Origin of the sequence: Streptomyces sp. NPDC089424, assembly GCF_044749345.1 — a bacterium.
Lineage (GTDB): Bacteria > Actinomycetota > Actinomycetes > Streptomycetales > Streptomycetaceae > Streptomyces.
Genome location: NZ_JBIVHU010000005.1, coordinates 222679 through 236146, shown reverse-complemented (window position 1 = coordinate 236146; position 13468 = coordinate 222679). Strand labels below are relative to the sequence as shown.

Genomic DNA, 13468 nt, shown 5'->3' with positions numbered 1-13468 from the left:
GCCTTCGCGCATTGACCCTGTCCGGCTGCCCCCGTATGCTACAAGTTGCGCTGCGGGCCTGCGCACCTCAGACGTAGCAGGCTGCGCTCGCATCTGTTGTATGTCCCCTCGGTTGTCGAGGCGCTGCCACCTTTCCCGGTGGAGCGCTTCCTTGGCTGTCCGGCTTCTGCAGAGCGAAACGGGCTCCCGGCGTAAGCAGTACCTACGACTTCAATGTCCGTACCGGAGCCCTTTCCCACATGACGAGCAGCACCGAGACCACCGCCACCACCCCGCAGGTAGCGGTCAACGACATCGGTAACGAGGAAGCCTTCCTCGCCGCGATCGACGAGACGATCAAGTACTTCAACGACGGCGACATCGTCGACGGCGTCATCGTGAAGGTCGACCGGGACGAGGTCCTGCTCGACATCGGTTACAAGACCGAAGGCGTTATCCCGAGCCGCGAGCTCTCGATCAAGCACGACGTCGACCCCAACGAGGTCGTCGCCGTCGGTGACGAGATCGAGGCCCTTGTCCTCCAGAAGGAAGACAAGGAAGGCCGCCTGATCCTCTCGAAGAAGCGCGCCCAGTACGAGCGTGCCTGGGGCACCATCGAGAAGATCAAGGAAGAGGACGGGATCGTCACCGGTACCGTCATCGAGGTCGTCAAGGGTGGTCTCATCCTCGACATCGGCCTCCGCGGCTTCCTCCCGGCCTCCCTGGTCGAGATGCGCCGTGTCCGCGACCTCCAGCCCTACGTGGGCAAGGAGCTCGAGGCCAAGATCATCGAGCTGGACAAGAACCGCAACAACGTGGTCCTGTCCCGCCGTGCCTGGCTGGAGCAGACCCAGTCCGAGGTCCGCCAGACGTTCCTCACGACCCTCCAGAAGGGTCAGGTCCGTTCCGGCGTCGTCTCCTCGATCGTCAACTTCGGTGCCTTCGTGGACCTGGGTGGCGTCGACGGTCTGGTCCACGTCTCCGAGCTGTCCTGGAAGCACATCGACCACCCCTCCGAGGTTGTCGAGGTCGGCCAGGAAGTCACCGTCGAGGTCCTCGACGTCGACATGGACCGCGAGCGCGTCTCCCTGTCGCTGAAGGCGACCCAGGAAGACCCGTGGCAGCAGTTCGCCCGCACCCACCAGATCGGCCAGGTCGTGCCCGGCAAGGTCACGAAGCTGGTTCCGTTCGGTGCGTTCGTCCGCGTGGACGAGGGCATCGAGGGTCTGGTCCACATCTCCGAGCTGGCCGAGCGCCACGTGGAGATCCCGGAGCAGGTCGTCCAGGTCAACGACGAGATCTTCGTCAAGGTCATCGACATCGACCTCGAGCGCCGTCGCATCAGCCTCTCGCTGAAGCAGGCCAACGAGGCCTTCGGTGCCGACCCGGCCACGGTCGAGTTCGACCCGACCCTGTACGGCATGGCCGCGTCCTACGACGACCAGGGCAACTACATCTACCCGGAGGGCTTCGACCCCGAGACCAACGACTGGCTCGAGGGCTACGAGACCCAGCGCGAGGCGTGGGAGCACCAGTACGCCGAGGCGCAGACCCGCTTCGAGCAGCACCAGCAGCAGGTCATCAAGTCCCGCGAGGCCGACGCCGCTGCCGCGGCCGAGGGCGGCGACGCGGCGGGTGCGGCTCCGGCCGCGTCCGGCGGTTCGTACTCCTCCGAGGGCCCGGACAACTCCGGCGCGCTTGCCTCGGACGAGGCGCTTGCCGCGCTGCGCGAGAAGCTGGCGGGCGGCCAGAGCTGAACGCTCACCGCTGAGGCTTAGCCGATAGCCAAGGGCCCGTACCTTCGTGGTACGGGCCCTTTGGTGTTGCCCGGGCCGGGGGCGTCGGCATCGCCTGGCCGGGGCCTTGGTGTCCGTGGCCTGGGTCCTCGGTGTCTTCGAGGGCGCGAACTCGGCTCCTTCGTCGACGCGTTCGCCGGCTTCGGCTTGCCCTGATCTTGGCGCGGCGCGCGGGAATGCCCGTCCGGTGGGTGGCGTTGTCGAGTACGGACACGAGGAGGAGCGGTCACTGTGCTTGATCCGCAGGGTTTGTACACGTGGGAGCCGAAGGGGCTGGCCGTCGTCGACATGGCGCTCGCCCAGGAGTCGGCCGGCCTTGTCATGCTCTATCACTTCGACGGATACATCGACGCGGGCGAGACCGGCGACCAGATCGTCGACCGGCTCCTCGACGCCTTGCCCCACCAGGTGGTCGCCCGGTTCGACCACGACCGGCTCGTGGACTACCGCGCCCGACGCCCGCTGCTGACCTTCAAGCGCGACCGCTGGACCGACTACGAGGAGCCCACGCTCGCCGTGCGGCTCGTCCAGGACGCCACCGGGGCACCCTTCCTGCTGCTGTCCGGTCCCGAGCCGGATGTGGAGTGGGAGCGCTTCGCGGCGGCCGTGGACCAGATCGCGGAACGCCTCGGCGTCCGCCTCGCCGTGAACTTCCACGGCATCCCGATGGGCGTCCCGCACACCCGCCCGGTGGGCATCACCCCGCACGGCAACCGCACGGACCTCGTACCGGGCTACCGCAGCCCCTTCGACGAGGCCCAGGTGCCCGGCAGCGCCGAGTCCCTCGTCGAGTACCGCCTCATGCAGGCCGGGCACGACGTCCTGGGCGTCGCCGCGCACGTCCCGCACTACATCGCCCGCTCCGCCTACCCGGACGCCGCGCTGACCGTGCTGGAGGCCATCACCGCCGCCACGGGGCTGGTGCTGCCCGGCATCGCGCACTCGCTGCGCACGGAAGCCCACCGCACCCAGACGGAGATCGACCGGCAGGTCCAGGAGGGCGACGAGGAACTCACCGCCCTCGTACGGGGGCTGGAGCACCAGTACGACGCGGTCGCGGGGGCGGAGAGTCGCGGCAACATGCTCGCCGAGCCGGTGGAGATCCCGTCCGCCGACGAGATCGGGCAGGAGTTCGAGCGGTTCCTGGCGGAGCGTGAAGGGGAGAACTGAGGCGGTCGGTGGCCGTGCCGCAGGGTGTCCGGGCAGGAGGCGTTGAGCAGGGTGCTTCGGTGCTGGTGGGTGCCGCCGCACCTGCCGGCCGTATCCGCACCGGCCGGCTGTACCGGCACCGGTAGGGCCTAAGCTTCCGCTCATGCTGAAGGTGGGCCTGACCGGCGGGATCGGCGCCGGCAAGAGCGAGGTGTCGCGGCTGCTGGTGGAGTGCGGAGCCGTGCTGATCGACGCGGACCGCATCGCGCGCGAGGTGGTCGCGGCGGGCACTCCCGGTCTGGCGGCACTGGTGGAGGCCTTCGGCGGGGAGGTGCTCGCACCGGAAGGCGGCCTGGACCGGCCGAAGCTCGGCTCGATCGTCTTCTCCGACCCGGAGAAGCTGGCCGTCCTGAACTCGATCGTGCATCCACTGGTGGGAGCCCGGTCCCGTGAGCTGGAGTCCGCGGCCGCCGAGGACGCCGTCGTCGTCCACGACGTACCGCTCCTCACCGAGAACGGCCTGGCGTCGCTGTACGACCTGGTGATCGTCGTCGACGCGGGACCCGAGACCCAGCTCGACCGGCTCGTACGGCTGCGGGGCATGACCGAGGAGGACGCCCGCGCGCGTATGGCCGCCCAGGCGACGCGCGAGGAGCGGCTCCGGATCGCGGACATCGTGATCGACAACGAGGTCCCGCTGGCGGAGCTGCGGGAGCGGGTCACGGAGGTGTGGGCGGAGCTGGTCCGCCGGGCACACGCCTCTCAGGGGTGACCGGCAGGTGCCCCGGGGAATAGTGGCCAGGGGAGCGGGCGTTGAATCGGTGCAGTAAGGGAAGGACTTTGCCGTGCCCGAGACCAGCGGTTCGACCGGACGTTCGCCGGAGACGCATGTCATCGACTACCGCGCCGCCGAGCAGCTGCTCGCCGCGCGCGATCCGCGGGGCGCGGTGAAGCTGCTCGACCCCGTGATCGCCGCCCACCCCGAGAACACGGCGGCCCGGCTGCTGCGGGCCCGCGCCTTCTTCGCCGCCGCGCAACTGCGCCCCGCGGAGCTCGAGTTCACGATCGTCCTGGAGCGCGAGCCGGACAACGCGTTCGCGCACTTCGCACTCGCCCGAACCTATGAGCGGCAGGGACGGCCCGACCAGGCGAAGCGGCACTTCCGGCTGGCGGCCGCGCTGGATCCGAATCCGGAGTATCTGAAGGCCGCGCGGTTCGACGGGTAGGTCGGCCGGCCTGTCTGAGGCGTCCGGGTTGGATCAGACGTCTTTGGTGTCTCCGTCGTCTCTGTTGTCTCCGGTGTTGCTGGTGCCTCTGGTGCCTCTGGTGCCCGAGGTGTCTGTGGGTGGCACCGTGCGGCCCTCCACCGGCCGGTAGGGCGGGACGTCCCGGCCCGGCTGGAAGTGCGGTCCCTCGCGGATGTGCCGGACGATGACCGCCAGATCGATGGTGATCACCAGCCAGAGCACGCCGCAGGCGATGGCCCAGCCCGGGCGGCCGACCAGCAGGAAGGCGACCGTTCCGAAGATCGCCCAGGCCAGCCCCCACACGCTCAGCCAGAACCGCGCCCGCAGCGCACTGCGCGCGGTCGCCGGCTCACTGCCCGTTCGCATCGGGGTCATCACTCCTCACTCGCAACGTACTCTCCGGTGCGTCCGTACTCCAGGCACGCGGTTGCCGAGGCGTGAGGCTCGCCTGGCAGGAGGCCCGGCCCGGTGTGACCGGTGCGCTCACTCGAACGGGTGAACCACGGGTGAGGGGGAACGGCTGTGCGGAGGTGGGCCGTTGGGCTGGCATGGAGCTGAAAATGCGAACGGGACATCAGGGGACGGGACCGGGGGCGATCACGCCGGACGGGTGCGCCGTCGAGCTCTACTCACGGCTTCCGGTGGGGGACGAGCCGGAGGTCGTCGCCGGCGTGGTGCCGGCCGGGTCGCACATCCTGGAGCTGGGCTGCGGGGTCGGCCGGATGACTCACCCGCTGCTGGAGCGGGGTTACACGGTCACGGCGGTGGACGAGTCACCGGACATGCTGGAACGCGTGCGCGGGGCGCGCACGATATGCGGCCCCATCGAGGAGCTGGACCTGGGGGAGAAGTTCGACGCGGTGCTGCTGGCGTCGTTCCTCGTGAACAGCGGGGACGAGAAGGTGCGGCGTGGCCTGCTGCGGACCTGCGTGCGGCATCTCGCGGACGGCGGCTGCGTGCTGATCCAGCGGGAGGGCGAGGACTACCACACGAACGTGCCGCGTGAGCGGGTCGACCCGAGTGGCTTCACCGTGCGGATCGTGTCCTCGGAGCCGGTCGGTGACGGCACGAACTCGGTGCACGCGGAGTACGACTTCCCGGACGCGGCGTGGACACAGACGTTCCGGGCCCGGCCGCTCACCAAGGAGGAGTTCGAGGCCGCGCTGGGGGAGGCGGGCCTGAGAGTCGAGGCGTACCTGACGGAGGATCGGGTGTGGGTGAAGGCCGTGGCGGCGCAAGGGGGCTGAAACGGGGGGCGGACGAAGTGGTGAGCGGGATTCCGGCCGACGGGCGATGAGTTCCGGACGTGCGGTGGGTCTTTCCCTGTGACAGCAACGCACCCCGCTTCGCACAGGAGAACCCCATGTCCGAGACCACCGCATCCGTAGCCTCCGTCGCGTCCAGCGCGTCCGTCATACCCGCTGCGTCAGCTTCTGCCTCGGCCGCTGGTTCGTCCGTCGTGGTGGCCGAGTCCGCGACCGCTCGCGGGCGGCGGGCCCGTATCGCCCTGCGGGCCCTCCAGGTGGTCCTCGCGCTCTTCTACGCCGCCGCGAGCGCGCTGCCCAAGCTGATCGCGCACTCCTCTGCCACGGGGACCTTCGCCGACATGGGCTGGGGCGACGCGGGGATGTACACCATCGGCGTCCTGGAACTGGCCGGTGCCGTCGCCCTGTTGGTGCGGCCACTTCAGTCCGTCGCGGCGATCTCGCTGGGCGCGCTGATGGTGGGCGCGTTCCTCACGCAGCTGACGGTGTTCGACGGGCAGAACGCGGCGACACCGGTGATCCTGCTGGTGCCGCTCGCCCTGATCGCCTGGGCGCGGCGGGGACAGAACACGGAGCTGCTGCGGATGCTGCGGCGACGAGGGTGACGAGGACGACGGGGCAGCGGGGATGCGGGGTGGCGGATGACGCAGGTGACGAGGGGGCGACGGCGTAGGTCAGCGCCCTCCGGTACGGCCGCCGCGACCTCCCGGCCGGCCGGAGCCGCTGCCCGGACCGCCTCCGAGCCCGCCCGTGCCGCCCAGTGTCCCGAGTCCGCCAAGGCCTCCTCCCAGCCCGATCGAGCCGCGACCGCCGGGACCGCCCTTGCCGCCCGGCTTTCCCCGGCCACCGGCGCCTCCGAGGCCACCAGAACCACCCAGCCCGCCCGATCCACCCGATCCACCCGGGCCGCCCGGCCCACCTGGAACCGCTGGGCCACCTAGGCCGCCCAGTCCCCGCAGGCGCTCCAGTTCGCGGCGGTCGCGCTTGGTCGGGCGACCCGCGCCGCGGTCTCGGACACCGGCGGGGGCGAGGACGTCGCGGGGCGGACGCGGCGGGCTGTTGTCGATGTAGCACTCGACGGCGACCGGGGCGCCGACCCGCTTGCGGATCAGCCGCTTGACGACGACGACACGCTCCCAGCCCTCCTGCCGGAGCCGTACCTCGTCGCCGACGCGTACCGCGTGGGCGGGCTTGACCCGCTCACCGTTCAGCCGCACGTGCCCGCCACGGCAGGCCGCCGCGCCCTGGGAGCGGGTCTTGACCAGCCGTACGGACCAGATCCAGCTGTCGATGCGGACGCTCTCGCCGTTGGCCGGACCGGCGGCCTGTGCGGCGGCGATCGCCGCGGCGGTCGCGGCGGCGGCCTGGGCGTCGTCGGCGCCCTGAGCCTCTGAAGCGTCCTGATCTTCTGCGGCGCCCTGGTCCTCCAGGACGGTTTGGTCGTCCGGGGCTGCCTGCTCCGCGGGGGAGGCCTGGGTCCGCGCGCCGGCCTGGCCCTCTCGGGTCCGGGAAGTCCCAGGGGCAGGTTCGTGGGCCGGAGCCGGGGCGGGAGTCGGGGCCGGGGTCTCGTCCGGCGTGTACCGGCTGGTCCCGCCGCTGCCCGCCTCGTCCATGCGATCGGAAGCCATGCCACCGACCTTAGCCCCCCTGGCCCGGTGCGCTGGAGGGCTTTTCCTCCGGCCCGGGCCCTGGGCGGCGACCGAGGCGGTCGACACGGCATCGGGGCACGGATCTACGGTGGACGCATGGAGAGCAGCGCCCCCGCCGGTCTCGCCGGCCTCGATCAGCGGATCGCGGACTGTCGGGCCTGCCCTCGGCTGGTCGCCTGGCGTGAGGAGGTGGCCCGTACCAAGCGCGCCGCCTTCGCGGACTGGACGTACTGGGGACGCCCGGTGCCGGGCTTCGGCCCGGCGGACGCCCGGCTGCTGATCGTGGGTCTCGCCCCGGCGGCACACGGCGGCAACCGCACCGGCCGGATGTTCACCGGCGACCGGTCCGGGGATGTGCTGTACGAGGCGCTGTACGACGTGGGGCTCGCGTCCCGGCCCACGTCGGTGACGGCCGACGACGGCCTGGAACTGTACGGCGTGCGCGTCACCTCGCCCGTGCACTGCGCGCCGCCCGCCAACAAGCCCACGCCCGGGGAACGCGACACCTGCCGGCCTTGGCTGGTCCAGGAACTGGGCCTGCTGCGGCCGACGTTGCGGGCGGTGGTCGTGCTCGGCGCCTTCGGGTGGCAAGCGGCGTTGCCGGCGTTCGCGGCGGCGGGCTGGACGGTGCCGCGACCCAGGCCCGCCTTCGGGCACGGCGCACGGGTGAGGCTGGCCGCGCAGGCGGAAGGCACTGACGACCCCGCCGCCTCCGCCCCACCCCCCGGCCGACCTCCTGCCCTGGACCTCTTCGGCTGCTTCCACGTCAGTCAGCGCAACACCTTCACCGGCCGTCTCACCCCGAAGATGCTGAGGGACGTGCTGAGCGAGGCGGGGCGTACGGCGGGCCTGGCCGTGCGCGACCGACGGCCCGGGACGGGCGGGAGCTGACGGGAGGGGCCGTCCGTCGTCAGGGCCGCCACACGTACCGGACGTCCGGCTCGCTCTCCTCGTTGCCGCTGCCGTCGGTGCGTTCGACGGCGACGAATCCATGGCGCTCGTAGAAGCGGTGGGCGGGGGTGTTGACCTGGAAGGTCCACAGGGTCAGGCCGTGCGGGCGGCGCTGCCGGGCCAGCTCCAAGAAGCGGTCCCCGACGCCCCGGCCGCGCCAGTCCGGATCGAGGTACAGCTGGGAGAGCTGGTCGCCGTCGAGCACCATGACGCCGATGAGGCCCTCCGCGGTCTCGGCGACCCAGGTCTCCCGCAGCGGTACCACCACGTGCCGGAAGTGCGAGCGCACCTCGTCGTCGGAGCGCGGGCGGACGACCGTCGGCAACGCGGCGGCGAACGACCGCAGCCAGACGTCGGCCGCGGCCCCGGCATCGGCCGCCACGGCACGGCGGAACGCGACCCGGCTCACCCTCAGGACCCGTCGGGGACGACGGCCGTGGCCGTGATCTCCACCAACTGTCCCGTGTACCCGAGACAGGCCACCCCGAGAAGGGTCGACGAATGCGGACCGGCGCTCAGCCCGGAGGCCTCGACGACCTCCCACACGGCGGACAGCATCGCGGGCTCCCCGCTCACGACGTACACCTCGGTCGACAGCACGTGGGCCAAGTCGCTTCCCACGGCATGCAGTTGCTCCTCCAGATTGGCGACCACCTGCCGCGCCTGCCGCACGGCGTCCCCCTCTCCGACAAGCTTGCCGTCGGCGTCCAGTGGTACGGCCCCGGCCAGGAAGGCGAGGTTCGTTCCGGCCTCGACCACCGAGGCGTGCGAGTAGGTGGGGGGAGGGAAGAGGGAGGGGACGGTGACGCGCTTGATCACGTGCTCGCTCCTGAGGTCGACGGGGGGTGTACGGGCGTACAGCTACTGCCCTTGGACACCGGCCGACCGGAGCCCGGCGCACGGGCGTTCGGCGACCGACCCGCCGATCATCCGCGTCCGCACCGGCGCACGCACCCCAATTTCTCGGAACGGTGGCTCGCGACTCCGTACGCTGCGCCCATGCCCACCCCGACCGACGACACCACGTTCCTCGACACCACCGCCGACCGCCTCGCCTCCCTCCCCACCGTCCGGGCGGTGGCCCTCGGCGGCTCCCGTGCCCAGGGAACCCACCGACCCGACAGCGACTGGGACCTGGCCGTCTACTACCGCGGTCCCTTCGACCCGGCCGACCTCCGGGCCCTCGGCTGGGAAGGAGAGGTGTCCGAGGTCGGCGAGTGGGGCGGAGGAGTGTTCAACGGCGGCGCGTGGCTCACGATCGACGGGCGGCGGGTCGACGTCCACTACCGCGACCTCGACGTCGTGGAGCGGGAGCTGGCGGAGGCCGAGCAGGGCCGGTTCCGGGTGGAGCCACTGCTGTTCCATCTCGCCGGCATCCCCACCTATCTGGTCGTCGCCGAACTGGCGATCAACCAGGCCCTGCGCGGACAGGTGCCGACTCCGGTCCCGTACCCGGAACAACTGCGCCGCACGGCGAGCCGGCGCTGGTACGGCACCGCCCGCGCCACCCTCGCCTACGCCAAGGCCCACCACGCCCCGGCGGCCCGACTCACCGAAACCACCGGCGCCCTCGCCACGGCAGCCGTACAGACGGGCCACGCGGTGCTGGCGGCACGGGGTGAGTGGGTGACCAACGAGAAACGCCTGCTGGACCGGGCCGGGTTGCGGATCGTGGACGACGTGATCGCGTCCCTGGCGGCGGGACGCGATCGCGACACCCTCATGAGCGCGATCGGGCGGGCCGAGGCGCTCTTCGAGGAGGCTGCTCACGGTCAGTGATCTTCACCGCGGACATCCGTGCCCGTGCCGGTGTCCGGCTCTCAGGTGCCGAGTCGGATCCACACCGGTGCGTGGTCCGAGCCCGCCACGCCTCGGCGTTCCGTCGGGTCCGGGCCCACGGACGGGAGGGTCGGGGGGTTGGAGCCCGGCAGGCCCGTGCCCGCCTCCGTCACGCGGCGGACCAACCGGTGACTGCACAGCACGTGGTCGATCAGTTCGCGGCGGCCGGAGTTGACGCGCGAGAACCGCTGTTCGGCGGGGATCAGCGACGCCACGTTCCAGAGCCGGGCGGCGTCGCCCTTGTCGGCCGCCTTGAAGCCGGGTGTGCCGATCTCCGAACCGGGCGGGCCGTGCAGGATCTGGGTGGTCGCCGCCTGTGCCTCGTCGTTCAGGTCGCCGAGGACCAGCACGTCCCGGGTCCGCCCGTCGCCCGCCAGCAGTTTGTCGGCCAGGGCGCGCAGCGCGGTCGCCTCGGCGGTCCGCCGGAACAGGGCGTAGGCGCCGTAGCGGGCGCGTTCGCCCTCGTCGCGGGGGTGGAAGCGGCCGTCGGGGTAGGACAGCAGCTTCGACTTCAGATGTGCCACCGCGACGGACAGTTCACCGGCGCGCACCGCGAGCAGGCCCCGTCCCGCCGCGGCCACCTCCGGCCCGGAGTCGTCCGCCTGCACCGGCCGCAGCGGCGCCGGGAACCCCGTCGTGTCGGAGAGCACCACCATGGGCGTACGGCTGAGGAAGCCGACCCGGATGCCCCGGCCGTCGGCGTGTGCGGACAGGGCGATGTGCCAGTTTCCGGCCAGCATCCCGGCCAGGTCCGCCAGGGCGTCCGGATCCCCGACCTCCTGTACGCCGAGCAGGGCCGGGTCGAGTTCGGCGATCACGTCGGCGAGAGCGGCGAGCTTGGTCTCGTAGGCTGCCTTGTCCTTGGGGCCGTACGGCCCGCCGGGCCGGTACAGGTTCTCCAGGTTCCAGGTGCCGAGCAGCATGCCGGGCTCCTTTCAGAGGCCGGACGACGTCTGTGGTCCAGGCCAGCGTGCCCGCACGCGCGCTTCCTGGACAGACCCGCGACGTGATGCGCCGTTCACTTCACGTGCCCCGGCGGTCGCGTCGTACGTTGGCGGGATGACGCCCTCTCCCGCGGAAGATCCCGTCGGCCCGCGCGCGGCAGCCCCCGCGGACCTCGTCGTCACGGGGTGCGCCGTCCTCGTGCACGACGCCCAGGAACGGATCGGGTTCGAGGAGGACGCCGCGGTCGTCGTACGCGGCGGAGTCGTCGAGTCCGTCACGACCGCCGGCGCCGTGCGGCATCTGCCGGCCGTCGAGCGCATCGACGCCACCGGTCAGGTCGCGCTCCCCGGCCTCGTCAACTGCCACACCCACGCCCCGATGGTCGCCCTGCGCGGCCTCGCCGAGGATCTGCCCACCGAGGCGTGGTTCAACGACGTCGTCTGGCCCGTCGAGTCCAATCTCACCGAGCGGGACGTGGAGTTGGGCGCCCGGCTGGCCTGCGCCGAGATGATCCGGGGCGGCGTCACCTGCTTCGCCGACCACTACTTCACGATGGACGCGGTGGCCGCCGTCGTCGAGGAGTGCGGGATGCGCGCCCATCTGGGCGAGGCCTTCTTCTCCTCGCAGGGGCCCGAAGGGCGCGAGCGCAGCCTCGACTTCGCGCTGCGCAACCGGGGGCGTGCCGACGGCCGCATCACCACCGCCCTCGCCCCGCACGCCCCCTACACCGTCGACGACGCCGACCTCGCCGCGACCGCAGTCCTCGCCCGTGCCCACGACCTGCCCGTGCATCTGCACGCCGCCGAGAACCGCGACCAGACCGACACCAGCCTGGCCCGGCACGGCGTCACCCCCATCGGGGTCCTGGAGCGCACCGGACTGCTCGACACCGACCTGCTCGTCGCGCACGGCACCGGCATCCTCGACCGTGACCTGCCGCTGCTGGAGCGCGCGGGCGGCCGGATCGCCGTCGCCACCGCACCCCGCGGCTACCTGAAGTTCGGCTGGCCCACCACCACACCCGTACGTGCCCTGCGCGCCCTCGGCATCCCCGTGGGCCTCGCCACCGACGGCGCCGCCTCCAACAACTCCCTCGACGTCTGGGAGTCGATGGCGCTCACCGCCCTCGTCCAGAAGTCGGCCGAGGGCGACCCGCGCTGGCTGACCGCGCGTCAGGCACTGCACCACGCCACGCTGCAGAGCGCCCGCGCGGTCGGCCTCGGGGACACCGTCGGCTCCCTCGCCCCGGGCCGGCGCGCCGACTTCGTCCTGGTCGACCTCAGCGGCCCGCACACCCAGCCCGTGCACGACCTCGCCGCGACCCTGGTGCACAGCGCCCGCTCCGCCGACGTCCGCACGACCGTCGTCGACGGCCGGGTCCTGATGCGGGACCGCGAGCTGCTGACGCTGGACGTGGGGGCGGTCGTGGAGGAGTTGCGCGCGCGGACGCCCGCGCTGGTCGAGCGCGGCCACGGACGCCGTATCCAGGAGTACGACACCTGACGCGCCGGCCTCCGCCACCCGGCCCGGGAAACCTCCCGAAAAATTTCGGGGATCGGCGATGAGTTCCGCTCCGTCCGCCGGTCACCACACGCAACGGGACCGTTGCACAGGAGGGGCCATGTCGCTTCCGGAGATCGCCGCGCGCGAGGACTGGCGCAGGGCGCGTCAGGAACTGCTTCTCAAGGAGAAGGCGGCCACACGCGCGCGGGACGCGCTCAACGCCGAGCGCCGTCGGCTGCCGATGGTGGAGACCGACACGGAGTACGTGTTCGAGGGAGGCGACGGAAAGGCCACCCTCCTCGACCTGTTCGAGGGTCGGCAGCAGCTCGTCGTCTACCACTTCATGTTCGCGCCCGAATGGGAGGCGGGCTGCCGCAGCTGCTCCGCGTTCCTCGACCAGGTGGGCCATCTGGCGCATCTCCACGCGCGCGGGACGACGTTCGCCGCCGTGTCGCGGGCGCCGTACACGAGAATTCTCCCGTTCAAGGCACGGATGGGCTGGACGCTGCCCTGGTATTCGTCGCACGGCAACGACTTCAATGCCGACTTCGAGGCGACGCTGGTGCACGAGGGTGAACTTGTCGAGCGGCCCGGTGTGAGCTGTTTCCTGCGGGACCGGGACCGGGTGTTCCACACCTATTCGACGTATGAGCGCGGGCTCGACGGGCTCGGCTCGACCACCAGTTTCCTCGACCTCACGGCCCTGGGCCGGCAGGAGGAGTGGGAGGAGCCCAAGGGGCGCGCGTCGGTTTTCGGGGCCCCCGCGGGCAGCGAACGGATTCGTTATCACGATGAGTACGAGGAGTGAAGCGGAGGGTAACGATAAACGCGGAAACCCGGCGATACCGTTCTCACATCCAACGGTGAACGAGTGTCAACTACGTCTCAGTCGTGTCACTTGGCGAGGCGGTTTCCCTTCCGAAGGCGTTAACTCCTACAAGTACGACGCTTTCTGGAGGTGCAGGATGATGAACGGGCGAACGGTGGTCGAACGCTTTCCCGCAGGCGGCCCGCGAGGCTCGTGGCCGGCGGAGGAGTTCGCGCAGGCGCGTCGCTCGGAGGGACTTCCGGCCGAGGTCGTGATGGACCTCGCGACGGACACGTTCCTGGTGATCGTCCGAGGCGGCGACGGCGCGGAGTGAGCA

15 protein-coding genes and 1 pseudogene are annotated in these 13468 nt (G+C 71.4%); 11 read left to right on the top strand and 5 right to left on the bottom strand.

What is annotated here, in order from left to right; translation table 11 throughout:
• The first annotated feature begins 239 nt into the window (after positions 1-239).
• The 4 genes from rpsA to ACIP2X_RS23640 all read left to right on the top strand — a co-directional run bounded on the left by rpsA (position 240) and on the right by ACIP2X_RS23640 (position 4150).
• A complete protein-coding gene (gene rpsA / locus ACIP2X_RS23655) occupies positions 240-1736 on the top strand; it encodes a 30S ribosomal protein S1 (RefSeq protein ID WP_401676251.1) in 1497 nt (498 codons plus the stop codon).
• Between the two features lie 270 nt (positions 1737-2006).
• Positions 2007-2945, top strand: a complete 939-nt coding sequence (locus ACIP2X_RS23650; protein ID WP_401676249.1) for a PAC2 family protein — start codon at positions 2007-2009, stop codon at positions 2943-2945.
• A 142-nt stretch (positions 2946-3087) separates the two neighbouring features.
• On the top strand, positions 3088-3696 hold the full coding sequence (gene coaE / locus ACIP2X_RS23645) for a dephospho-CoA kinase (protein ID WP_401676247.1): 609 nt from the start codon (positions 3088-3090) through the stop codon (positions 3694-3696).
• 73 nt (positions 3697-3769) lie between these two features.
• Entirely contained in the window at positions 3770-4150 is a 381-nt protein-coding gene (locus tag ACIP2X_RS23640; RefSeq protein ID WP_401676245.1) for a tetratricopeptide repeat protein, read from the top strand.
• A gap of 129 nt (positions 4151-4279) precedes the next feature.
• Here the strand turns inward: ACIP2X_RS23640 and ACIP2X_RS23635 are convergent.
• A pseudogene (locus tag ACIP2X_RS23635) lies at positions 4280-4546 on the bottom strand (DUF6343 family protein); the annotation flags it as partial.
• A 173-nt stretch (positions 4547-4719) separates the two neighbouring features.
• Here ACIP2X_RS23635 and ACIP2X_RS23630 point away from each other — a divergent pair.
• Together ACIP2X_RS23630 and ACIP2X_RS23625 are read left to right on the top strand one after the other, a co-directional pair.
• The gene (locus ACIP2X_RS23630; protein WP_401676243.1) at positions 4720-5418 is read left to right on the top strand and encodes a class I SAM-dependent methyltransferase; all 699 of its coding nucleotides are present in this window, start codon (positions 4720-4722) and stop codon (positions 5416-5418) included.
• A 116-nt stretch (positions 5419-5534) separates the two neighbouring features.
• Positions 5535-6041: a DoxX family protein gene (locus ACIP2X_RS23625; protein WP_401676241.1), complete on the top strand. Its 507-nt coding sequence runs from the start codon at positions 5535-5537 to the stop codon at positions 6039-6041.
• A gap of 69 nt (positions 6042-6110) precedes the next feature.
• Here ACIP2X_RS23625 and ACIP2X_RS23620 read toward each other — a convergent pair whose 3' ends face one another.
• A complete protein-coding gene (locus tag ACIP2X_RS23620; RefSeq protein WP_401676239.1) occupies positions 6111-7064 on the bottom strand; it encodes an RNA-binding S4 domain-containing protein in 954 nt (317 codons plus the stop codon).
• A 117-nt stretch (positions 7065-7181) separates the two neighbouring features.
• On the opposite strand from ACIP2X_RS23620, the gene ACIP2X_RS23615 reads away from it, so the two are divergent.
• Entirely contained in the window at positions 7182-7976 is a 795-nt protein-coding gene (locus tag ACIP2X_RS23615; RefSeq protein WP_401676237.1) for a uracil-DNA glycosylase, read from the top strand.
• Between the two features lie 19 nt (positions 7977-7995).
• Here ACIP2X_RS23615 and ACIP2X_RS23610 read toward each other — a convergent pair whose 3' ends face one another.
• The gene (locus ACIP2X_RS23610; RefSeq protein WP_401676235.1) at positions 7996-8445 is read right to left on the bottom strand and encodes a GNAT family N-acetyltransferase; all 450 of its coding nucleotides are present in this window, start codon (positions 8443-8445) and stop codon (positions 7996-7998) included.
• A gap of 2 nt (positions 8446-8447) precedes the next feature.
• Complete coding sequence (locus ACIP2X_RS23605) at positions 8448-8855, bottom strand: RidA family protein (protein ID WP_401676233.1); 408 nt, start codon at positions 8853-8855, stop codon at positions 8448-8450.
• 180 nt (positions 8856-9035) lie between these two features.
• Between ACIP2X_RS23605 and ACIP2X_RS23600 the strand changes: the two genes are divergently transcribed.
• Positions 9036-9815 (top strand): nucleotidyltransferase domain-containing protein, encoded by a 780-nt coding sequence (locus tag ACIP2X_RS23600; RefSeq protein ID WP_401676231.1) that lies wholly within the window; start codon positions 9036-9038, stop codon positions 9813-9815.
• 41 nt (positions 9816-9856) lie between these two features.
• Here ACIP2X_RS23600 and ACIP2X_RS23595 read toward each other — a convergent pair whose 3' ends face one another.
• Positions 9857-10798: an endonuclease/exonuclease/phosphatase family protein gene (locus ACIP2X_RS23595; RefSeq protein WP_401676229.1), complete on the bottom strand. Its 942-nt coding sequence runs from the start codon at positions 10796-10798 to the stop codon at positions 9857-9859.
• Positions 10799-10934: 136 nt separating this feature from the next.
• Between ACIP2X_RS23595 and ACIP2X_RS23590 the strand changes: the two genes are divergently transcribed.
• From ACIP2X_RS23590 to ACIP2X_RS23580, 3 genes are all read left to right on the top strand, one after another.
• Complete coding sequence (locus ACIP2X_RS23590; RefSeq protein WP_401676227.1) at positions 10935-12323, top strand: amidohydrolase; 1389 nt, start codon at positions 10935-10937, stop codon at positions 12321-12323.
• 118 nt (positions 12324-12441) lie between these two features.
• A complete protein-coding gene (locus ACIP2X_RS23585) occupies positions 12442-13131 on the top strand; it encodes a DUF899 domain-containing protein (protein WP_401676225.1) in 690 nt (229 codons plus the stop codon).
• 157 nt (positions 13132-13288) lie between these two features.
• Positions 13289-13465: a hypothetical protein gene (locus tag ACIP2X_RS23580; RefSeq protein ID WP_401676574.1), complete on the top strand. Its 177-nt coding sequence runs from the start codon at positions 13289-13291 to the stop codon at positions 13463-13465.
• Positions 13466-13468: the final 3 nt, after the last annotated feature.